Origin of the sequence: Glaciihabitans sp. dw_435, assembly GCF_018449675.1 — a bacterium.
In the GTDB taxonomy this organism is placed as follows: domain Bacteria; phylum Actinomycetota; class Actinomycetes; order Actinomycetales; family Microbacteriaceae; genus Glaciihabitans.
This window is the reverse complement of record NZ_JAAVUZ010000029.1, coordinates 1-20,208: the sequence shown is the minus strand read 5'-3', so window position 1 is coordinate 20,208 and position 20,208 is coordinate 1. Positions and strand designations below refer to the sequence as shown.

Sequence of the window (20,208 nt, the reverse complement as noted above, 5' to 3'; positions counted from 1 at the left end):
ACTAAAGCCACAGGCTTCACCTACCTCCGCCCCGCCGCCACCACCCTCTCCGGGATCGACGCCAGCGGTTTCGCGTTGCTCCTGCTCGCCTTTGGGATTGAGGTCTTTTTGGGCACGGCCCTCAGCGGGCCCCTCGCCGACCGGGCCCACGTGTCGGCGTGGTCCTCTTCCCCGGCGTCCTCGGCATCGGAATGCTTCTCCTGCTCACCGTTGGTAGCTCGACGGCCGGCTTGTTCATCGCCGCCGCCGTGCGGGGCGTCGGATTCGGTGGAGCGCCAACGACGCTGATGACTTGGGGGCCCGGGTCGAACCCACACGACTCGAACAAATCGGTGGAGTCATCGTGACCGTCTGCAACATCGGCGTCGCCACCGGCGCCATCATCGGCGGAACCCTCGTAGACAACGTTGCTGCCACGACGCCGCTGCTGATCGGCGGAATCTCAGCAATCGCAGGCGCTATACTCCTCGGCTCCCTCCTTGTGGGCGTCGAAGAGCGCATTCGCGCGATACGCCTCCACCACCTCGCTCGGGGTCTTGGGGTCGGCCAGCCACCGGTAATAGGGCTGACGAGAGGGCTTCAGAACCCGACACGTCACCGCCACAGGGACCCCTGCGGTGGCGAGCTCACTCACGAGCGGGTAGAGCCTTTTCCCGGCAGATTCGCCAGCGACAGGTACGCCGCCGCCCGCCGCAACACCTCGTTCTCCTGCTCCAGCAACCGATTTCGCTTGCGCAGTTCACGGATCTCAGCCGCCTCGGTGCGGGACTGGCCGGGCTTGTCGCCCTCGTCGACCGCGGCGCGACTAAGCCACTTCTGCAGCGTCATCGGGTGGACGCCGAAGTCTTTCGCGATCTGCTCGATCGTCACTCCGGGCTCGCGGTTCCTAGCAACGCGCACGACGTCGTCACGGAATTCAGTGGAATAGGGCTTTGACGCGATGCCATCCTTCCAGGCCGCCCTCCCGGGCAAGTCAGATCAGATGTCACCTATTCGTGCATCAGTCCCACGTTGCTGCGGGTGCTGGCTGGTGCCCGAAGGCCATCGAGCGGGGTGGTGCGGATACTGACCTGCCTTGAACGGAAAAGGGGCGAAATGGGCCGCGCATTACGAGGTGGTCCGGCTGTCTGTGAGCAGGAGCGCATGCTCGAACACGTGGGTACCGAGGTGGGCGCCGATCCGCCCGATGAGTTCGACCGCTGCAGCCTGCTGGAGGTTCGCGCCCTGTCGGAGGTAGGTCCACAGTTGACGCCGCGCGATGTTTAAGGCACGGTCCTGTGCGGGAATCCATAACTGCTCGATCAGCGCAGCTTCCGCGGAACTATTGAGGAAGCGACGATACGCGGCAACGAGTTCATCGAGCGTGTCGCTATCACGTGCGCCGGATGCATGAAGCTCGTTGATGAGTGCGTCGAGCTGACGCGCCAGGGCGAGCGTGAATAGTTCGTTTTTGCTTCCGAAGCGTCGGATCACGTAGGCCTGGCTTACCCCGGCGACGATCGCGATATCCCGCGTGCTAACTCCGTCGTAGCCTTTTTCTGCGAACATCCGCGACGCAGCATCGACAATGGTTCCCGCCCTGAGAAGCGTGGATGGTCGCGATTTCATGGGATCACACGCCGACGAGAGCGGCGCTCTGGTGCCAGAGTTCGAGGGCGAGGTTCTCGTCGTCAGACTGAGGGTTTACGCGCGTCGCAATCTGATGCTTCTCGTAGTAGGCGCCGGGGTGCCAGCCGAGTCCGGGGGAGGTGGTGGCCAGCCATACCAGCTGCTCGGCACCCTCGTCCGCGGTACTGAGGAATCGCTTGGTTAGTGGGTTGGCGTAGAGGAACTTCATCCCGAAGCTCGTGGTTTCGGCGGCGAAGCTTGATCGTATGACGCCCGGGTGGAAGGCCACGGCGCTGATGCCATCAGATCGGTACCTGCGGTCGAGTTCCTTGGTGAAGAGGATGTTCTCCAATTTGGAGTCTCCGTATGCCTTGTTGGCGGAGTACCGCCGATCGTTCTCCAGATCTGTGATGTCGATGTTCCCGTACAGTCGCGCTGCGATGCTCGCCGTCTGGATGATGGTTGCGTTGCTGTTGACCAGGATGGGCATCAGCAGACTTGTCAGGAGGAAAGGGGCCAGCTGGTTGACCTGGAAGGTCTTCTCATGCCCGTCTAGGGTTTTGTCTCGCGTGCCGAATACCCCGCCGGCGTTGTTGGCGAGGACGTCGATCCGCGGATATCTGCTCTGCAGAGTTTCCGCGAGTTCTCGCACCGTGCGCAGATCCGAGAAGTCCGCAGTGAAGTGGTCGGCGCCGATGCTCGAGGCGACCTGCCGGGTCTTCTCCCGGGACCGGCCGATCACGACCACCTCGTGCCCCAGCCGGTTGAGTTGCGCCGCGGCGGCGGCACCGATCCCGTCGCTTGCGCCGGTGATCACGATGGTCTTGGTCATACTTGTTCCTTTCGAGGCCGCTGCAGTGGATGCCGGCGTTAGCCGTGCACCGGATTCTCGACGGTTACGAGAAATTCGCACCCGAGAAGGTCGATGAATCGCTCCTCGTCGGGCCGGATGATCGCGAGGTATTCCGGGTCACCGAACACGCGGCCGATCCCCTCTACATCGTCGAACCACAGCTCAGTGGCGCCGTCAAAAGTTGGCGCCGGAAGACCCGGTAGTTCGACGTCGAGCGCGTGTTGCTGGACGTAGCGGCGCACATTGTCGCGCACCGCAGGAACGGACATGAACAACGGCGCATGCTGCTCGCGGTGGTAAGTGATGAACTCTTCGCGGGTGAGGTCGGGACGCCGACGTATGAGGATCGTGAACTTGATCATGAGAACTCCAATTCGGTGACTAACACTTGTTAGGCGAGCATAACGCATTCGGCTAACAAGTGTTAGTCGTTGTCGGGTAGACTGGCGAAATGGGAACAAAAACCGTCGTGAAGCGCGTGGGGAACAAACGCGGCTTCGGCGGCGAGCTGCGCACCGAGATCCTCGAAGCCGCCGAGCGTTTGCTTTCGTCGCAAGCCTCCAGCGAAGCGGTGACGCTACGTGCGATAGCCCGTGAGGCGGGGATCGCGGCGCCCTCGATCTACCCCCACTTCCCCGACCGGGACGCCATCCTCGATGTCGTGGTCGGGCGCGCCTTCGATCGTCTTGCCGAGTTGTGCGCGACAGCCGCCGAGAGCGCGCCAGCCGGCATCAAAGCCGTTCAGGCGATGAGCGTGGCCTACGTTCGCTTCGCTCGTGAACATCCGGGACAATACCGGATCCTGTTCGAGCGGTCATCCTCGAACATCAGCTCGCCGCCCCGCCCCTACCGAGAAGGCATCCGCGCCTTCGACGTACTTGTGCAGACCCTGCGGAGCACCGAAACCGCTCAGGGTGTGTCGAATCTCGAACTTATCCGAGACGCCCAGACACTCTTCGCCGCCTTGCACGGCATCGCCGTTCTCAGACCAGCACTGCCCGGCTTCCCCTGGCAGGACGAAGGGACCCTCATCGAGAACGCAGTAGCTCACGTCTGCGATACTCCTCAAAGCGGTCCTCGCTAGGTCGACTCGCGACCGGGAAGAACCAATACGTGGGTGTATCTGCGGGAAACTTGCGACGAGCTAGCGACGAAGTCGCGCGGGACGAAGAGGGGCTCGAAGGGCCCGCTTGCCCGTCAGGCGAAGCATGCGGGCATGCGTAACGCCCCTTTTCCACTTGACATCCATGTTGCCAACCGAGCGGGTCGTGCAGTCCGCCGATGGTCAGCGGACGAAACTTAAGAGCTAAGTCGCGATCTGATTCGTTAGCGAGTCGGTCAAGGCGAACGCCTCCAGTGCAGAGGTGTTTTCTAGTCGCCGCGTCTTCGAGTGATCATCAACCGGCGCCGCCTGGAAGAGCGTGGGCTCGCGTTCCCCCGTGCGATGTCATGCTCGCGCTACGGGACGTTTCGGCTCGAGAGGTCGTGCACCCGTTTTGCATGTCGCAGAACACCGCGGTGCTGGGCCGGTAGTGGTGCTGCTTCATGGGTTGGCGTCGTCATCTGTGACGTTTCAGAATGTATTTCCTCTGGTCGAGGCAACCCACGAGTGTTTCGCCATTGATCTGTTGGGCTTTGATGGTTCCCTGATCGTTGAGGATTCCTGAATCGTGAACGGTCCCCAGTTTGATGCCGTCTTCTTTCGAGTTTGGAAGGAAGATATTGATCATGCCGAAGAGAATCCCGGAGGAGACCAGGGAGCGGGCCGTGAGGCTGGTGCTAAATCACCTCGATGAGTATCCGACGCTCACGGCCGCCTGCGAGAGCGTGTCGGGGCGGCTGGGGTTCGGGGCTGAGTCGTTGCGCCGGTGGGTGCGGCAAGCGCAGATCGATGGCGGTCAACGTGACGGCGTCACGACCATCGACGCGGACGAGGTCAAGCGCCTCCGGCGGGAGAATCGTGAGCTGCGTGAAGCGAACGCGATCTTGAAGGACGCGGCGGTTTTCTTCGCCGGGGAACCCGACCCCCGACGCCGCTGATCGTCGCGTTCATCGACGAACAACGCGCCAAACACCGCGCGGTCGAGTCGATCTGCCGGGTCCTGCGGGAGCAGGGCTTGGAGGTCGCCGCGCGAACCTGCCGGGCCTGGAAAAGAGCCGAGGCCTCGACCAGAGACCGGTCCGACGCGATCATCATCGACGCACTGTTGGCGACGGCCACGGCGCCGGAGAGCATGTATGGGCGGCGGAAGATGACCGCGTCCTTGCGTCGGCAGGGCCACGACGTCTCAGCCCGCCGCATCGACCGGCTGATGCGGCACCTGAGCCTGAACGGCCGGGTTCGTGGCCGTGGGGTGCGGACCACGACCCCGGATCGGAACGCGGCCCGGGCGCCGGATTTGTTGGATCGTGACTTCACCTCGCCGGCTCCGAACCAGCGGTGGGTCGCGGACTTCACCTATGTCCGCACCTGGGCCGGGTTCGCATACGTGTCGTTCGTGATCGACTGCTACTCGAGAGCGATCGTGGGCTGGCACGCGTCGATGATCAAGACGACCCCGTTGGTCACGACCGCGCTCCGCGTCACCCTCTGGCGCCGCGACCGGGCTGGTCATCCGGCCGCTGCAGGGCTGGTGCACCATTCCGATGCCGGGTCGCAATACACCTCGATCCATTTCGCCGAGACCTTGCAGATGGAGGGCATCGCAGCGTCGATCGGATCGATCGGTGACGCCTGCGACAACGCCCTCGCGGAGTCCACGATCGGACTGTTCAAGACCGAAGCGATCCGCGACGACAGCCCGTTCCGGAACGGCCCATTGAAGAGCATCGATGACGTCGAGTGGGTCACCATGAGCTGGGTCGATTGGTTCAATAGCAGTCGGCTCCACACCGCGCTCGGAGACGTCCCACCCGACGAGTTCGAAACCGGAAACTACGCTGGCCTCAACAGGCCATCCCGACCGGTGATGGCACCCGCATAGAAGCGGCAGACAACCGGAGACGGTTCAGACATGCTGCCCGATCCGGATGACCGCCGCGTTCAGCGACAGCTCCGGATCCTCTTTCCTGGCCTCGGCAACAAGCCGCATCGCACGCTCACGAAGCTCCGGCGGATACTTCCTCGGTGCTGGCATGATCATCATCCTCTCGCGGAATCAGACCCTCCACGAGACCCGGGGCGATTCAGTTCTACGGACTGTTGTTCTACTCGATCGGAATCGCACTGCTCACCGCCGCCACGTGGCGCATTGAGCACCGCGGCACCAACTGGAACCTGCTGCTCACCACCACCCGGCACCCCATCACACTCGTTCTCGCCAAGATCGCCGTCGTCACCGCCCCGGTCGCGTTCATGCAACTCGTGCTCGTCACCGGCACCCTCCTTTCCGGCACGATGATCATCGATATCGACGGCCCGATCCCATGGCAGTTCGCTCTGGCCGGAGTGATCGCCGTGGTCGCCGCCCTGCCGCTGATCGCTTTCCAAACACTCCTGTCATTCCTGCTGAGATCCTTCGCCGCTCCCGTCGCGATCTGTCTCATCGGCTGCGTCATCGGCGTCGCCACCGTCACCTCCGACACACTCCGACCCCTCAGCTACATATTTCCGCAAGCCATCAACACGCGCGCGCTGAACCTTGGCTCAACCGCGAGCGCTGCCTCGGGCGGACTCACTGTCAACGACGTGCTCCCACTCCTTGGCACCGCAATCGGGCTCGCCGCCGTCGGCGCGTTGCTCAGCCTCGGCGCGATCAGAACGATCAAACTCCGATAATCCTTGGGAGAGCAGACTGCACCATGGGCAAGCAACCCGGCCACTGAAGACGCGTAGTCATCGTCCCTTGCGAGTGCGTCGCGCAACGCATGACGCGCCTGTTGAACCCGTCCCATGGGAATCGCCGATCGGGTCGCATAAACTGAGGACGTACATCCGGGGTGTAGTTTCCATTCCTTGCTGATGCGAAGTAGAGCCCTACATGACGCCTCGACCGACTGCTGGCGCACTTTGTGCCGTCGGTACGCTCGTTCGATGGCTGGGACGAGCGGGATGAGATTTAGACTCGGCAGCGGCGCTGGGCGAGCAGGTGAACTAATCGATATAGTGATTAGGAACACACGGGAGCCTGGTGAGCCGGGCTGAGAGGAAGCGAACCACGCTTCGACCGTCGAACTTGATCTGGATAATGCCAGCGCAGGGAGAGTGAGAGCGAATGCTCATCGTCGATCGACGCCGCCACAGGGCTGCCGTCACCGTGATCGGTCGTGCTTCACAGCCGGAGACATCCGGCGCCTTCGTCGCGCCCGTGCAACACCCCTGATCGGTCGGCAGCTCTGCGCCCACCGCCGGTGAGCGCGACCCGTGCGCAGTGAAAGGCACGCACATCATGTCACCCCTTCCGACGCTGTCTCCCGCAGCCACCACCCCCACACTGAGCCCGCAGGATCTCGGAGTGGGCGCCCGCTTCACCATCGCGGTGATGGACGGCGGCTTCGCCGAGATCATCCTGGGCGCTCTGGCGGGCGCCGACGCCACCGATCTCGACGTCGTGACCGATCCGGTGAGCACGCTCGTGCGCGGCTCCGAGCAGCGGGTGCTCGAGTACCTGACCGACGTGATCGCCGGGGCCGCGCGAGGCGGTCATCATGTGAGCGCATCCGTGCTGCTCTCGCGCGGATGCCCGGGCGAGGTGACGTGCAGCATCACGCCGGGGCTGCTCGCCGAAGCGGCCGCGGTTCCGGTGCTGCCGGCCACCGGCATCCGTGCGTCGGCGCACTGGTCGTTGTATCCGCTCGACGACACCGGGCGGCCCGGGGAAGAACCCGACCACCTCCGCGACATCTACGCGGCGATCGATCACGCCAAGCAGCTCGGCACCTACGTGCGTGGCGAGCACTACGCCACCCTGCTCGAAGGGGATCTCGCCGATGTGCTCGGCACCATGGCCGCCGGCTGGGTGCTGGTGGGGCGCAGCGTGCAGCACGTCACCAGCCACGCCGTGCTGTCCATCGCCAGCCCGACGGAGGTGTGAGACATGGCCACCACGACCACGCCGCCACGCTCGCGCCGCAGCACCTCGTGGCTGTTCGCCTGGCAGCTCAAGGACATCATGCTCCTGGTGGTGCTTGGCGCCGTCTTCGGCTTCCTCTACTGGGCGCTCGTGCAGGGCTGGATCGCGCTCTCCGTGGCCACCGGCCCGTTCGGTGACCTCACCCAGCACGCGCTGCTCGGCGGATGGCTGCTCGTGGCGCCGATCGCCATCGCCATTATCCGCCGCCCCTTCGCCGGGGTGATCGCCGAGATCATCGCCTCGGTGATCGAGGTGGTGTTCCTCGGCTCGGCAGTCGGACCCCTGCTGTTCGTGGCCGCCGCCATCCAGGGCATCGGCAGCGAGCTGCCCTTCGCGCTCACCCGGTACCGCCGCTACAACTGGCTCGTCTACGCCCTGTCGGGCGCGCTCGGAGCCGGTCTGGTGTTCTTCTACTCGGCCTTCCGGTCGGGCTGGTACGGCACCGACCTGCTGCTCGTGCGGCTCGTGATCCAAGTGGTCTCCGGCATCGTGCTCGGTGGGCTGCTCGCCAAGGTGATCGTCGACGCGCTCGCCCGCACCGGAGTGGTCGACAACTTCGCGATCGGGCGGGCCCGTCTTGACCGCTGAGCTCGACCGGTCGGCGGCGCGCATCGTGAATGCCACGGTGCGCGCCCCCGGTCGGCCGGCCCCTCTGCTGAGCGACGTGTCGTTGCGCCTGGGGGCGGGGGAACGGATGCTCGTGCTCGGCCCTTCGGGGTCGGGCAAGTCGAGCCTGCTGCAGGTGCTCACCGGCGTCATCCCGTTCTCGCAGAACCTCGACGTCGAGGGGTCGGTGCACCTCGGCGGCGTCGATGCGACCGACCTCCCGGTGATCGAACGATCTCGCCGGCTGGGCGTCGTGGCGCAGGACCCGGCGGCCGCCATCTGCCTCGCCCGCGTCGACCAGGAGGTGGCCTTGCCTCTGGAGAACCACGGCGTGGCCCGGGACGAGATCTCGGGCCGCATCGAGGAGGCGCTCGGCCTCGCAGGAGCGCGTGGTCTTCGCGAGCGGGCGACGGATGGGCTCTCCGGCGGTGAGGTGCAGCGCGTAGCCCTCGCCGCGGCTCTTGCCGCACGACCCGCGGTGCTGCTGCTGGATGAGCCCACGTCGATGCTCGATCCGGCGGGCGTGCGTGCCGTGCGTACGGCGGTCGAGGGGGTGGTCGAGCGCGGCGATGCGGCGGTGCTGATGGTCGAGCACCGCCTCGACGAGCTCGCCGGAACCCACGGCGCCCTGGGCCTGCCCGAGTACGCGGTGGTGCTCGATGACGGCGGCCGGATGCTCGCGGCCGGCCCGACCGTGCAGGTGCTGGCCGAAAACGCGGCGCGCCTGCACGATGCCGGTTGCTGGCTCCCGCTGGAGAGCGAACTGCTCGCCGTCACAGGGCATCCCGGCGGTCTGCATTCCGAGCCGGTGCGCACGTGGCTGCGCGAGCGGCCTGAGACGCAGGGGCCCGAGGAGCAGCGGCACGGCGCCATCGGAGCGTCGCTCGACTCGCCGGCCGCCGCTCCCGGCGATCCGCTGCTCTCGGCTCGGTCGGTGATGGTGGGGCGCCCGGCTCCCGGCACGCGCCGCTCGAGGCGCGGCCAGGCCGTGATCGATCCGGTGCTGAGCGACGTCGATCTCGATCTGCACGCCGGCGAGGTGGTCGCCGTGCTCGGGGCCAACGGATCAGGCAAAACATCTCTGCTGCTGACCCTCGCCGGCCTGCTGCGGCCGCTCGCGGGAGGAGTCGTGGGCCCGCGACCGAGCATGGTGTTCCAGTACCCCGAGCTGCAGTTCCTCGGCCACCGCGTGCGCGACGAGATCGCGGTCGGTCTCCACGGCAGCAGCCGCGACGTGGCGGACGTGGTGGACCGGCAATTGCGCATCCACCGCCTCGAGCACGTGGCCGACCGGGATCCCTACCGCCTCTCGGGTGGGGAAAAGCGCCGGCTAAGCCTCGCTGCGATGCTCGCCCATGTCGACCGGCCGGTGCTGCTGGCCGACGAGCCCGCGTTCGGCCTCGACCGGCGCGACACCATCGCCACCGCCGCGGTGTTCCGGCGAGAGGCCGCCCGCGGCCGCGCCGTGCTGTTCTCCAGTCACGACCTCCGCTTCGTGACCACGGTCGCCGACCGCGTCGTGGTGCTCGCTGACGGGCAGAAGGTCGCCGACGGGCCCACCATGACCGTGCTCCGGGATGCCGCCGTGCTGCAGCGCGCCGGACTCGAGTCGCCCGCACTGGTCGCGTGGCTGCTGGCCGAGTCCGACGACGTCGCCGCCGTGCGCGCTCTCCGACGGCTCTACGCGGCCGGCGCGCATCCGGAACCGTCCGCGGCGGCCGGCGCGCATCCGGAACCGTCCGCGGCGGCCGGCGCGCATCCGGAACCGCCCGCGGAGGCCGACCCGCTCAGGGATCCCGCCGAGACCCACGCGGAGGTGTCCCGATGAGCGTCGCCACCGCTCCCGTGCGTGATTCCCCGCTCGCCCGCCGCAACCCCACCGTCAAGCTCGCCGTGCTGTTCGTCGCCTCCGTGGCTCTGCTCTTCGTGCTCGACCCCGTCACGCCATCGATCGTCTACCTGGTGGGCCTGATCGGCGTGACCGTCGGCGGGCGGCTGCCGCTTCGTGCCGTGTTGACCGCTCAACTCCCGTTCCTGGCCTTCGCGCTGGGCGTGTTCAGCATCAATGTGCTGAGCCGGCCCGGCACCGTGCTCTGGCAGGAGGGACCGCTGCGGGTGACCGTCGAAGGGCTCGTGGTGGGGGCTGCGCTGGCCGCGCGCACGCTCGCCATCGGAATCCTGTCCATCGGCTACGTGCTCACCACCGACAGCCTCGCCCTGATGACGAGCCTCCACCAGAACGCGCGACTCGGCGCCCGACCGAGTTACGCACTGATGGCCGGATACCGCCTGTTGCAGCAGCTGCCGGGGGAGTGGGCCGCGATCCGCGCGGCCCAGGCCGTGCGCGCGCCGTTGCGACGCGACGGCACCGTGCGCCGCGGTGCGGCATCGTTCGGGCGCGCGGCCTTCGCGCTCCTCGTTCTGGCCATCAGACGAGGAGAACGGATGGCGCAGTCGCTCGAGTCGCGCGGCCTCGGCCTCCAACCACGCACCGTCTGGCATCCGGTGCGCATCGGCCCGATCGACGCGGTCTTCGGCGTCGCGGTCGTGACCGGCCTCGGCATCCTGATCGCGGCCGCGGGTCTCTCCGGCCTTCTCAGCGGACCGGGAGCGCTGTTCTGATGCGGCAGGCCCGGCTCGTAGCGCTCGTCAATCCGCCGACGAGCCAGTACGCGGCCAACTGGAGCAACCCGCTGACCCGCGCCGACTGGCTGCGTGGCTCGTTCTATACCGACCTCGGCCGGCTGCTGGAGCGGGGCCGGTTCGACATGGTCTTCCTGGCCGACGCGCTCGCGGTACCCGAAGACGCCGACGGCGAGATCGCCACGACGCTGCGAACGGGCGGGAAGGGGGCGATTTACCTCGACCCGATCGTGGGCCTCTCGCATATCGCGGCCGTCACCACTCACCTCGGGCTCGGAGCCACGGTGTCGACGACGTTCCAGCATCCGTTCTCCATCGCCCGCAGCCTGCTCAGTCTCGACCAGCTCTCGGGAGGTCGTGCCGCCTGGAACATCGTCACGTCCACCACCGACGCCGAGGCGCGCAACCACGGCCTGCAAGCCATCCCCGACCGGGCGGCGCGCTACGACCGCGCCGACGAGGTGGTGCAATCGGTGATCGACCTCTGGGAGGGGTGGGAACCGGATGCGCTCCGCCTCGACACGGCCGGGCGCGTGTTCGCCGATCCCGCACGGGTCCACCGCGCGCCCGAGCGGAACGCGAGCATCCCGCACGCGCGGGGGCCTCTGGCGATCCCTCGCAGCCCGCAGAACCGCCCGGTGCTCATGCAGGCCGGCGCCTCCCCGCGGGGCCTCGAGTTCGCCGCTCGCTGGGCCGAAGTGGTGTTCGCCACCGGGGGATCGCCGGATGTGCACCGAACCCACCGCGCCGCGCTGCGTGAGCGCTGCCGGCAGTTGGGCCGCGATCCCGAATCGCTCCTCTACCTACCCGCGATCCAGCCGGTGCTCGGCTCCACCGGGGCCGACGCCCGCCGCCGGCTGCAGTCGCTCGAAGACGCACTCGATGCCGACGAGGCGCTGGTGGCCCTCGGCCGCCTGCTCCACTCCCGGCCGGAGGAGCTCGATCCGGATGCGCCCGCGGTGCCGTTGATCCAGGCGCATCGCGGCGCCACGGGCAGTGGCGGGTTCGAACGATCGATGCTCCACACGGCCCAGACAGAAGACCTCACCATCAGGGAACTGGCCTTCCGTCAAGCGCTGAGCCAATTCAATCTACAGCCCGTCGGTACACCCGCGAAGGTCGCCGACGAACTCGAGAAACTGCTCGACAGCGGAGCAGCCGACGGCTTCGTTGTCATGCCGGCGCTCTACCTCACCTCATTCGAGGACGTCGTCGACGGCCTCGTGCCCGAACTCCAGCAGCGTGGCCGCCTGCGGGAGGAGTACGAGCACACCACCCTTCGGGCAAATCTCGCGTCCCCATGAACGACTGCTCGTTGCAGCATCCTGGTCGGACCTGCGGCGGCCGGGTCGATACGACACCGTCGTCCACCATTACTGTTCCCGTGCACCAACGGACGGATTAGGTAGGAGACAACTGCATCGCCCCTACTCGGATCTGGAGGCAGTAAATCGAAACCTCAGGTCCGCCGCGTCCTCGCCAGCTAAATGCGCCGGATTGTGGCGGCGCGGCGGTCGGGCACTACTGCTGGCTTTGGCCGCCGTCGATGGTGATGGTGATGGTGGTGCCGGGGTGATCGGGACCGCTTCCCGAGCCACGTTCGACTTCCTGCGGAGCCTCGGCGTGGAGCCGGTCGAATACGGCTTAGGCCTCGCGGACCGGGTCGGGGCGGTCGCCCCAGACGGGATCAACGGGCCGATCTCTTCGGAACCGAGACAGCGGAGGCTGCGCTCGCGCTCGACGTGCCGTCCGAGCGGATCTCCACGATCGCCGCCGGGTCCCACCCCGCCGGGTGGTGCGCGTTCGACCGACGGCTTCAATGCCACGCTTTCCGACCTTGCGCGGATGACCGACGCGATTACTGCAGGTGAACTCACCGTCCCGATTGCTGCGACCTTCCCCCTGAATTGAACAGGTCCGCGACGCAGTCGCCCTTCAGGCCGGACGTCACGTCCACGGCAAGATCATCATCACCATCTAAGAACGAGCTGTCGCGCACATGGTGTGGGTGCCGTCAGCATTCTCCGATGGGCGGTCTTCACGGCCCGTCGAGTGAGAGTGCGGACGCTGCTCTGGGCACCGGCCCATGGCGCTCTCCGTGCTTGTGTCGGTCGGAAGTGGTGCTCAGAAGTCGGTGGTCTTCGCCGACTGTTCTTGGGTTTGCATGTCCGCGAGACGTTGTTTGAGTGCTTAGGCGATGCGTGTTAGGGAGTCGCTGCCGAGAACGAGGCGCAGTGGGGCGTGGTTCTGGTCGAGGGAGTCGAGCATCATCGCGGCCATGCGTGCCGGGTCGCCGGGCGCTTGGTAGTCGGTGCCCTGGAGCATCGCGGGACCATGGGTAGGGGAGTGGTGCCGTAGACGTCGAGGCGAGGACCCCACTGAGGTCCGGCCGCATTGAAACCGGTGCGTGCACTGCCTGGTTCGACGATGGTGACTCCGATTCCGAACGAGACGACTTCCGCGGCGAGGGCTTCGGCGAAGCCCTCGATGCCCCACTTCGTCGCATGGTAGAGCGACGCCCCGGGGTTCGCGGTCAGGCCTGCGACGGAAGAGAGCTGAAGGATCCGTTCGCCGCCCGTTGCGCGCAGGTGTGGCAGGGCGGCGCGGGCGATCTGGATCGAGCCGCGCAGGTTCGTGGCGATCGCCGGAACGCCTCCGGAACCAGGTGGCGTCCGCACAGTCAGCTAAAACTGAACCCAACGGCCGAAACCAACGCCCCATTTCGCTTGCAGACTCACATCACTGCGGGGCTTTGGAGACCGGCAAGACAACACTGCTGGCACCACTTGGACCTCTCTACCCCTTGACCCGGTCAAGCCACCGTCCAGTGCGATGACCGGTTGAACACGAGGCCGCCGATGTGCGAAGCCCCTTGACGGCACTTCTCGGGCCGCGGGGGAGGGGGACCAAAAGGGGACCAGAATCATGCAAACCATGCATTTCGTGACGTGCTCCGCATGATCTGAGCCCCGGAATCACGCGAATTTCGGCTTCGACAACACCGTCTGGACGCCTGGGGGTCAAGGGGTCGCAGGTTCAAATCCTGTCAGCCCGACAAAATGTCTCGGAAACTTACGGGTTTCCGGGATTTTTTGGTTTAGCGATTTGCGAGGTCGTGGCCTGTTGGTGGTCAGTTGCGTGGAACGACCATTACCGGCACTCGGGAGTGCTTGAGCAACCGCGACGAGACTCCGCCGAGCAGCACGCGACGAGCCGGCCCATAGCCGCGGGAACCGCACACCAGTAGGTCGAAGTCGTCCGGTTTGAGATCGGCGAGGGTGTCGACCACTGGTCCGTCGAGGAGCACTGCCGTCGCAGCATTTTCCCTTGCTGCTGCATCAACGGCGCTCTGAAATTGCGCCCGTTGCTCGGAGGCGAAGCTTGTCGGTTCGCCGAGACTGGGTCGCACGAGCGTGTCCGGAAGCACGCTCAGCAGCTGAAGCTCGGCGCCAACCTCGCGCGCCAGACGACTTCCCGTCTGGAGCGCTGCGGCGCCGTCGGGAGTATCGATGAACGCGACGGCGACCCGGCGGATGGTTGTGGCGGCGTATTCGTCGTAGGCCCACGGCACGATCGCTACCGGCCCCGGTGCTCCCTGGAGCAGACGGTCGGCGGTGCTGCCGGGAGCCGTTCGGCGCGTTCCGCGGGTCTTGCGGGAGCCGAGAACCATGATCGATCCCGCAACGGCGGATTCGAGCGCGTCGTTCAGCCCGTGCGAAGCCGAATCGGCCGCGATGGACTGGAAAGTGGCATCCGTTTGCCCAAGTGCAGTTCGCGCCTCGGCCAAAAGCAGTTGTGCCTGCTCCCGGTTGTACGCTACCCACTCACTGTCTACCCGACCCATGCCGATGGGAGCTGCTCCGGGGTAGACCGTCACTACGGTGAGAGGACGACCGCTTGACCGGCTCCAGGCAGAGGCGAAAGCGAGGACGTCGGCTCCGGCATCCCCTTTATAAGCGGCAAGGATTGCCGGGCCCGATGGCGCGGACATCAGACGGTGCCAGCCGGCGGGAGCGCTGCGTCTTCACCGGTGCGCACACGGGAGTGCCTGCGGGAGTAGCCGAAGTAGATGGCAAGCCCGATGGCGAGCCAGACGACGAACCTCAGCCAGGTTTCCCAGGGCAGCTGGGCGATGAGATAACCGCAGAGCAAGATGCCGATGATGGGGAAGACCGGGGAGAACGGCGTCTTGAACGGTCGTTCCATGTCGGGCTTCGTTCGGCGGAGGATGATGACTCCGACGTTGACGAGCACAAACGCGAAAAGGGTTCCGATGTTGACGAGCTTGACGATCTCGTCGAGCGGTACGAGCGCCGCGAGGATCGCGATGAGAATGCCGAAGCCGATGGTGAGACGGGCCGGCGTACCGAATCGCGGGTGCACCTTGGCGAGCCGGCGGGGGAGTAGCCCGTCCCGGCACATCGCGAAAAAGATGCGGGTCTGCCCGTACATGATCACGAGCACAACACTGGTGATCGCGATGAGGGCTCCCGCCGCAAGTACGCCGCCTGCCCAGGGGATGCCTGCACCCTCACGAAGGCCGGCGGCCAGTGGGGCGTCACTGCCACTCAGGGTGTCGACCGGTGCGACACCGACGGCGGCAATTGCCACCAGCACGTAGAGAATCGTGGAGATCACGAGTGAGCCAATGATTGCGATGGGAAGGTCGCGCGCCGGGTTCTTCGATTCTTCCGATGCCGTCGAGACGGCATCGAAGCCGATATAGGCAAAGAAGATCACTCCGGAGGCGGTGGCAATCCCGCCGAATCCGTCCGGTGCGAAGGGGGTGAAGTGTCCGGCGTTGTAGGCGGTGAACGCAACGATGATGAAGAAAACCAGGATGGCAATCTTGATGACTACCATCACGGCGTTGAACGTCGTGCTCTCCCGCGTGCCGAGTGTGAGCAGCGTTGCAATGACCAGGACGATGAACACTGCAGGGATGTTGAACACCCCGCCTTCGGATGGTGACGTGGAGATCGCGGCAGGGAGCTGGAATCCGAATGCCGCCTGAAGGAACTCGTTCACGTTGCCGCCCCACCCGACGGCGACGGCGGCTACGGAGACGCCGTACTCGAGGATGAGATCCCAGCCGATGATGAAGGCGACGAGTTCGCCGAGCGTTGCATACGAGAACGTGTACGCACTGCCGGAGACCGGGACAGCGGAGGCGAGCTCTGCGTAGGAGAGGGCGGAGAAACCGCAAGTAATCGCGGCGATGATGAACGAGATGAACAGGCTAGGTCCGGCGAGCTTCGCTCCTTCCCCGATAACGACGAAGATACCGGTTCCGATGATCGCTCCCACGCCAAGTGCCGTGAGTGCAAAGGGACCGATTGTCTTCCTAAGCCCCTCCTCGCCCTCGGACTCCTTGATGAGGTCTGCTACCGATCGGGTTGCGAAAAGGTCTTTCATACTCACGGGGATGCCTCCAGCGGATGAGGTCGTTCACGGCGCACTCGGTTGCAACAAATTCTCACGATTCGCTTTTTCGCACTACGGATTGACCTGACGGGACAAGGAGTCTATTTTCATACCGATATGACGGTTGTCAGGGTCTCGCTGCGAGAGATGGAGACGCCGCGACATCCGCTATTGCCGCCGTTGTTGCGGCGCTGGTGTCGACCGACCTCGTGCACGTGACCGGGGCCTCCTGTGCTCGCCCTAGTAGGGCCGCTGCAGCACCCCGTTGATGTAGTCGACAGCTGTCTGGGCGATATCGCCATGCTGGGCGGAGACTGGCACGACCCGGCGGATGATGAGGGGGGAGCCCGGATCGTCAACGAGTTCCACGCGGTAGTTGTCAGTTAAGAGTCCTCGGACCACGTAGTAGCCGTCCGCGTCGGTGTAGTCGTACTCGCTCGCGCGGGTGACGGCTCCGTAGGCCCGAACCATCAGGTTCGCCACGGGGACGCCGGACTGATTGACGATGCGTCCGCCGATCGACCCCGCCAGCCGCATTCGAAGCGCCTGCCAGAGATGGTGACCCGCAACTACCGACACGTTTTCCTTGTAGTTGGACAGCCGCGTCCAGGCGCCCTGGTCGCCGCGCTGGGAGACCTGCACCGTGTACTGCGAGCCAGCAGGCAGACCGGTGAAAGTGGTCTGGCCAGTGGCATCGGTACGTTGGGTGACGTTGAACTGCAGGGGTCCGTAGAGACCGACCACCACGTTCGCCAGGGGAAGCTTCTGACCGCTGGTGGTGATGATCATGACGGTCAGAGTGCCGGTGGGCGCTGCGTTCGCTGATTGTGCGGCGTCGACGGTCGCAGCGCTCGCGGGCTGCGCGAAACCACCGACCAGGAGTGCGGCGACGAAGACCACAGCCCACCGCTTTCCTCGAATGCGGCTGAACTGAAGCGACTGGATAAAAGTCATCGTGAACCCCCGTGTTGTGTGCGCCATAGTGATGGGCCGCTCGGGGTACGGGTCCCCCGTGAAGCTTGTGCTCGCGATGCTACGTCAGCGAATGGGGTGGGCGCCATAGAGCCCTGCAGTTTCGGAGGGGACTGCCGTGGAATCTCTCCGACGCGAATTGCCGGACCCGTGGCGCAACAGGCGCCGATGGCGCCATGATATGCACATGAATGGGCCCGTCAGGCCCGCGATCCGCACACCCGATCAGCGGATCCGGGTATTCGTGAGCTCGACGCTTCGCGAGCTCGCCGAAGAGCGGCGCGCGGTGCGTGCGGCCATCGAGCGACTCCGTCTCGCTCCGGTGATGTTCGAGCTCGGGGCCCGCCCTCATCCGCCGCGGGCGCTCTACCGCGCATATCTGGCGCAATCGGACGTGTTCGTGGGCATCTATGGCGACAGCTACGGATGGGTCGCTCCCGACGAGTCCTTGTCCGGCCTCGAGGACGAGTACAACCTGGCGGCGAAATCGATGCCCAAGCTGATCTACATCAAAGCGTCGACACAGCGGGACGAACGGTTGAACCGTCTGATTGACCGCATCCGGAGCGATGACACTGCCGCTTACCTCCCGTTCGAGAACGCAGTCGACCTTGAGGAGCAGGTGACCGGCGACCTCGCAGCTTTGCTTGCGGAGAGATTCGACGATTCCCGGGTAGCTGGCGACGCCGAATCATCGGTCGTAGCGCCGTCAGCGATCGAGAAACTTCCCGTCGCCTATACCGCGACCATTGGACGAGAAGGCGACATCGAGCGCCTGCGGGCGCTGCTGCGCCAGGGCGACAGCCGGGTCATCAGCTTGATTGGCCCCGGTGGAGTCGGCAAGAGCAGACTCGCCATCGAGACCGCTCGCGCCGTCGACGATCTTTTCCCCGATGGCGTGTATTTCGTGTTGCTTGAGGGGGTCATCGAGCCGAGTCTTCTTGTCCCAACTGTGGCCCATACCCTCGGAATCCGCGACAACGGTGAAGCTGCTCTCGAAGAGCGCATCGCGCACGCCCTGGCGGGACGCCGCGTGCTCATCGTGCTCGACAACTTCGAGCAGATCGTGGATGCCGCGCCGGTGTTGGTTGGTCTCTACGCGGCTGCTCCCTTCGCCACGTTCCTCGTGACGAGCCGTGTTGTGCTGCGGATCCGGGGCGAACAGGTCTATGACGTTGGCGCGCTGCCGACTCCGGAAGGCGTCGGCGCCGCGACCCTCGACCGCACACTGCGGTCGTCCGCCTGCATGCTGTTTGTCGACCGGGCGACGGCGGTGAAGCCGGGCTTCGCGATCACTGAGGAAAACGCGTCGGACATTGCGGACATCTGTCGGCGCCTCGAAGGACTGCCACTGGCCATCGAGTTGGCGGCCGCAAAGGTCAGGATGCTGACGCCACGCGGCATTGCCGAGCGCCTTGAGCGAAGCCTTCCCCTGCTCACGGCCTCCGTGCGCGACATGCCCGAGCGGCACAGCACCATGCGCGCGACGATCGACTGGAGCGTCAGCTTGCTGCCCGATTCCCACCGCGAGCTGTTCGAGGATCTCGGTGTGTTCGCAACGCGCTTCACGCTTGAGGCAGTTGAGGCGCTTGGCGCCGGTCGTTCGTGGGACGGGATGACGCTGGACAGTCTCGCGGCGCTCATCGACGCGTCGCTCGTAAAACAGGCCGAAATTGACGACCGCGTGGTCTTTTCGATGCTCGCCCTCGTTCGCGAGTTTGCCCTGGACCGTCTGAAGACGGCCGGAGACGCCGATGCCGTGCGCATGGCGCACGCCGACTACTACCGCGGCTTTGTCGCCAGCATCGCTCCGCAATTGCGGGGTCTGGAGCAGGCGGACGCTGTCGCGCGGCTTGGCCTCGAGTTGCCAAATCTGCGCGCGGCGGTGCGCCACCTGATCTACACGGACCGCCTCGATGACGCCGGCGACTTCGCGTGGGACCTGCTCATCTATTGGTGGATCGCGGGATTTATCGCGGAAGTCAGGGTGTGGATGCTCGAGCTCCTGGACAAGGAGCTGCCGATCACTCAGCACACCCGCGCGGTTGCGTGGTTCCTGGCTCTGTGGGGAGAAATGTGGCAGAGACCATCGGATGGTGTGGTGGTGGGCCTCGGCGAGTGCGTTCGGCTGTTCACCGAAAGCGGCGATGAGGATGCTGCAGCGATGGCCCTCGCCGCCCGGGCGACGGCACGTCTTCAGCTGCCGACCCCCGACGTTGCGACGGCGGGACGTGAGCTCGCCGATGCCGCTCGCCGGACGATGCGTTGGAGCGCTTCAACCGAGCAGCCGACCTTGCTGAAGCGAGCGGAGACCTCTTCACCCTCTCAGTGGCAGGCAATCATCAGGCACGGTTGCTGCTGGTGCAGGGAAAAGTGGATGCCGCGGAGGACGCGTGCGTGCGCACACTGCGTGTCTCGATCCGGCTGCATCACGAAGAAGGCATTGCTTACGGACTCGAGGGGCTCTGCGCCGTCGCGGCGGCACGCGGAGACGGTGAGCGGGCCGGGACCCTCTCGGCTGCGGCAGCAGCAATTCGCCAGCGCATCGGAGTCTTTGATGCGGATGCGTTTCGGGTGCACAGTCCGCAGCTTGACGCGGCCCGCGAGGCTGACCCGGCGGCAGTCGCCGCCGGCGAACGTAAGGGTGCGGACCTCACGGTGGATGAGGCCATCGCACTCGCACTTCCCGACGTGGACAGGAAGACACTGCGGGGCTCACTCGCACAATGGTGAAGCCCGGCCAGCTGTGTCACACGCGTCGGCGGCGTTCGAGTCCGGAAGAAGCACTACCTATGGGTTATAGCTTTTTTCCTACAATATGTAGGCTGAGGCTATGTCCCGGCATAATCTCACTCGTGCGTTCGTGCTTGCGACGGCTGCGGACCTCGCCGATCGAGACGGCTATAACGCCGTCACCGTATCTGCGCTGGCCCGTGAGCTGGGGGTGCAGCCAGCAAGCCTGTACTCCCACATTCGCGATCGATCGGCCGTTCTCGACGGTATACATGAGCTCGCGCTGGGAGAGCTAGC

General features: G+C 65.6%; 22 protein-coding genes and 1 riboswitch. Of the genes, 11 read left to right on the top strand and 11 right to left on the bottom strand.

From position 1 onward, the window contains the following. The first annotated feature begins 158 nt into the window (after positions 1-158). Positions 159-347, top strand: a complete 189-nt coding sequence (locus HB677_RS17715; protein ID WP_213817062.1) for a hypothetical protein — start codon at positions 159-161, stop codon at positions 345-347. A gap of 283 nt (positions 348-630) precedes the next feature. On the opposite strand, the gene HB677_RS17710 is transcribed toward HB677_RS17715, so the two are convergent. The 4 genes from HB677_RS17710 to HB677_RS17695 form a co-directional block, all read right to left on the bottom strand. Continuing rightward, entirely contained in the window at positions 631-972 is a 342-nt protein-coding gene (locus tag HB677_RS17710) for a transposase (protein ID WP_255546723.1), read from the bottom strand. 135 nt (positions 973-1,107) lie between these two features. Beyond that, on the bottom strand, positions 1,108-1,608 hold the full coding sequence (locus HB677_RS17705) for a TetR/AcrR family transcriptional regulator (RefSeq protein WP_213817060.1): 501 nt from the start codon (positions 1,606-1,608) through the stop codon (positions 1,108-1,110). A 4-nt stretch (positions 1,609-1,612) separates the two neighbouring features. After that, a complete protein-coding gene (locus tag HB677_RS17700) occupies positions 1,613-2,440 on the bottom strand; it encodes an SDR family NAD(P)-dependent oxidoreductase (RefSeq protein WP_213817059.1) in 828 nt (275 codons plus the stop codon). 38 nt (positions 2,441-2,478) lie between these two features. Continuing rightward, a complete protein-coding gene (locus HB677_RS17695) occupies positions 2,479-2,823 on the bottom strand; it encodes an EthD domain-containing protein (RefSeq protein ID WP_213817058.1) in 345 nt (114 codons plus the stop codon). Between the two features lie 89 nt (positions 2,824-2,912). Here HB677_RS17695 and HB677_RS17690 point away from each other — a divergent pair, with 89 nt between their 5' ends. Continuing rightward, a complete protein-coding gene (locus HB677_RS17690; RefSeq protein WP_213817057.1) occupies positions 2,913-3,545 on the top strand; it encodes a TetR/AcrR family transcriptional regulator in 633 nt (210 codons plus the stop codon). Between the two features lie 475 nt (positions 3,546-4,020). Here the strand turns inward: HB677_RS17690 and HB677_RS17685 are convergent, their stop codons facing one another. Then, a complete protein-coding gene (locus HB677_RS17685) occupies positions 4,021-4,191 on the bottom strand; it encodes a hypothetical protein (RefSeq protein ID WP_213817056.1) in 171 nt (56 codons plus the stop codon). Here HB677_RS17685 and HB677_RS17680 point away from each other — a divergent pair. Further along, positions 4,190-5,445, top strand: a protein-coding gene (locus HB677_RS17680) for an IS3 family transposase (RefSeq protein WP_213817064.1) whose coding sequence is annotated in 2 segments (ribosomal slippage) — positions 4,190-4,460 and positions 4,460-5,445 — 1,257 coding nt in all. Because the reading frame shifts where the segments join, the coding sequence is not laid out codon by codon here. The genes HB677_RS17685 and HB677_RS17680 overlap by 2 nt on opposite strands. Before the next feature lie 24 nt (positions 5,446-5,469). Here the strand turns inward: HB677_RS17680 and HB677_RS18660 are convergent. Next, the gene (locus HB677_RS18660) at positions 5,470-5,598 is read right to left on the bottom strand and encodes a hypothetical protein (protein WP_255546722.1); all 129 of its coding nucleotides are present in this window, start codon (positions 5,596-5,598) and stop codon (positions 5,470-5,472) included. A 65-nt stretch (positions 5,599-5,663) separates the two neighbouring features. Between HB677_RS18660 and HB677_RS17675 the strand changes: the two genes are divergently transcribed. The 6 genes from HB677_RS17675 to HB677_RS17650 all read left to right on the top strand — a co-directional run bounded on the left by HB677_RS17675 (position 5,664) and on the right by HB677_RS17650 (position 12,086). Then, positions 5,664-6,239 carry an ABC transporter permease gene (locus tag HB677_RS17675; RefSeq protein WP_255546721.1) on the top strand — a complete coding sequence of 192 codons (576 nt, stop codon included), beginning with the start codon at positions 5,664-5,666 and terminating at the stop codon, positions 6,237-6,239. Between the two features lie 331 nt (positions 6,240-6,570). Beyond that, positions 6,571-6,680: riboswitch (TPP riboswitch) on the top strand. Between the two features lie 169 nt (positions 6,681-6,849). After that, on the top strand, positions 6,850-7,494 hold the full coding sequence (locus HB677_RS17670) for a YkoF family thiamine/hydroxymethylpyrimidine-binding protein (protein WP_213817055.1): 645 nt from the start codon (positions 6,850-6,852) through the stop codon (positions 7,492-7,494). Between the two features lie 3 nt (positions 7,495-7,497). Beyond that, entirely contained in the window at positions 7,498-8,121 is a 624-nt protein-coding gene (locus HB677_RS17665; RefSeq protein WP_213817054.1) for an ECF transporter S component, read from the top strand. Beyond that, the gene (locus HB677_RS17660) at positions 8,111-9,967 is read left to right on the top strand and encodes an ABC transporter ATP-binding protein (protein ID WP_213817053.1); all 1,857 of its coding nucleotides are present in this window, start codon (positions 8,111-8,113) and stop codon (positions 9,965-9,967) included. Before HB677_RS17665 ends, HB677_RS17660 begins: the two co-directional genes overlap by 11 nt. Beyond that, positions 9,964-10,761: an energy-coupling factor transporter transmembrane protein EcfT gene (locus tag HB677_RS17655; protein WP_213817052.1), complete on the top strand. Its 798-nt coding sequence runs from the start codon at positions 9,964-9,966 to the stop codon at positions 10,759-10,761. Before HB677_RS17660 ends, HB677_RS17655 begins: the two co-directional genes overlap by 4 nt. Next, positions 10,761-12,086, top strand: coding sequence for an NtaA/DmoA family FMN-dependent monooxygenase (locus tag HB677_RS17650; RefSeq protein WP_213817051.1), 1,326 nt, complete (start codon positions 10,761-10,763; stop codon positions 12,084-12,086). Before HB677_RS17655 ends, HB677_RS17650 begins: the two co-directional genes overlap by 1 nt. Before the next feature lie 886 nt (positions 12,087-12,972). On the opposite strand, the gene HB677_RS18655 is transcribed toward HB677_RS17650, so the two are convergent. From HB677_RS18655 to HB677_RS17630, 5 genes are all read right to left on the bottom strand, one after another. Further along, positions 12,973-13,107, bottom strand: a complete 135-nt coding sequence (locus tag HB677_RS18655; protein ID WP_255546720.1) for a hypothetical protein — start codon at positions 13,105-13,107, stop codon at positions 12,973-12,975. Continuing rightward, complete coding sequence (locus HB677_RS18980) at positions 13,050-13,460, bottom strand: SDR family NAD(P)-dependent oxidoreductase (RefSeq protein ID WP_213817050.1); 411 nt, start codon at positions 13,458-13,460, stop codon at positions 13,050-13,052. Before HB677_RS18980 ends, HB677_RS18655 begins: the two co-directional genes overlap by 58 nt. 452 nt (positions 13,461-13,912) lie before the next feature. Next, the gene (locus HB677_RS17640) at positions 13,913-14,773 is read right to left on the bottom strand and encodes a universal stress protein (RefSeq protein WP_213817049.1); all 861 of its coding nucleotides are present in this window, start codon (positions 14,771-14,773) and stop codon (positions 13,913-13,915) included. Continuing rightward, positions 14,773-16,197 (bottom strand): amino acid permease, encoded by a 1,425-nt coding sequence (locus HB677_RS17635; protein WP_213817048.1) that lies wholly within the window; start codon positions 16,195-16,197, stop codon positions 14,773-14,775. The genes HB677_RS17640 and HB677_RS17635 overlap by 1 nt, the downstream gene beginning before the upstream one ends. A 249-nt stretch (positions 16,198-16,446) precedes the next feature. Then, a complete protein-coding gene (locus HB677_RS17630) occupies positions 16,447-17,160 on the bottom strand; it encodes a collagen binding domain-containing protein (RefSeq protein ID WP_213817047.1) in 714 nt (237 codons plus the stop codon). Positions 17,161-17,365: 205 nt separating this feature from the next. Here HB677_RS17630 and HB677_RS17625 point away from each other — a divergent pair, with 205 nt between their 5' ends. Continuing rightward, complete coding sequence (locus HB677_RS17625) at positions 17,366-19,981, top strand: DUF4062 domain-containing protein (protein WP_213817046.1); 2,616 nt, start codon at positions 17,366-17,368, stop codon at positions 19,979-19,981. A gap of 30 nt (positions 19,982-20,011) precedes the next feature. Beyond that, positions 20,012-20,208 (top strand): TetR/AcrR family transcriptional regulator (locus HB677_RS17620; RefSeq protein ID WP_213817045.1); only part of this gene is annotated, 197 nt, incomplete at its 3' end.

Bases quoted from the DNA above. Each gene is read 5' to 3' on its own strand.
- HB677_RS17705 (WP_213817060.1), bottom strand. From the start codon at position 1,608: ATGAAATCGCGACCATCCACGCTTCTCAGGGCGGGAACCATTGTCGAT.
- HB677_RS17700 (WP_213817059.1), bottom strand. From the start codon at position 2,440: ATGACCAAGACCATCGTGATCACCGGCGCAAGCGACGGGATCGGTGCC.
- HB677_RS17695 (WP_213817058.1), bottom strand. From the start codon at position 2,823: ATGATCAAGTTCACGATCCTCATACGTCGGCGTCCCGACCTCACCCGC.
- HB677_RS17690 (WP_213817057.1), top strand. From the start codon at position 2,913: ATGGGAACAAAAACCGTCGTGAAGCGCGTGGGGAACAAACGCGGCTTC.
- HB677_RS17685 (WP_213817056.1), bottom strand. From the start codon at position 4,191: ATGATCAATATCTTCCTTCCAAACTCGAAAGAAGACGGCATCAAACTG.
- HB677_RS18660 (WP_255546722.1), bottom strand. From the start codon at position 5,598: ATGCCAGCACCGAGGAAGTATCCGCCGGAGCTTCGTGAGCGTGCGATG.
- HB677_RS17670 (WP_213817055.1), top strand. From the start codon at position 6,850: ATGTCACCCCTTCCGACGCTGTCTCCCGCAGCCACCACCCCCACACTG.
- HB677_RS17665 (WP_213817054.1), top strand. From the start codon at position 7,498: ATGGCCACCACGACCACGCCGCCACGCTCGCGCCGCAGCACCTCGTGG.
- HB677_RS17655 (WP_213817052.1), top strand. From the start codon at position 9,964: ATGAGCGTCGCCACCGCTCCCGTGCGTGATTCCCCGCTCGCCCGCCGC.
- HB677_RS17650 (WP_213817051.1), top strand. From the start codon at position 10,761: ATGCGGCAGGCCCGGCTCGTAGCGCTCGTCAATCCGCCGACGAGCCAG.
- HB677_RS18655 (WP_255546720.1), bottom strand. From the start codon at position 13,107: ATGCTCCAGGGCACCGACTACCAAGCGCCCGGCGACCCGGCACGCATG.
- HB677_RS17640 (WP_213817049.1), bottom strand. From the start codon at position 14,773: ATGTCCGCGCCATCGGGCCCGGCAATCCTTGCCGCTTATAAAGGGGAT.
- HB677_RS17635 (WP_213817048.1), bottom strand. From the start codon at position 16,197: ATGAAAGACCTTTTCGCAACCCGATCGGTAGCAGACCTCATCAAGGAG.
- HB677_RS17630 (WP_213817047.1), bottom strand. From the start codon at position 17,160: ATGACTTTTATCCAGTCGCTTCAGTTCAGCCGCATTCGAGGAAAGCGG.
- HB677_RS17625 (WP_213817046.1), top strand. From the start codon at position 17,366: ATGAATGGGCCCGTCAGGCCCGCGATCCGCACACCCGATCAGCGGATC.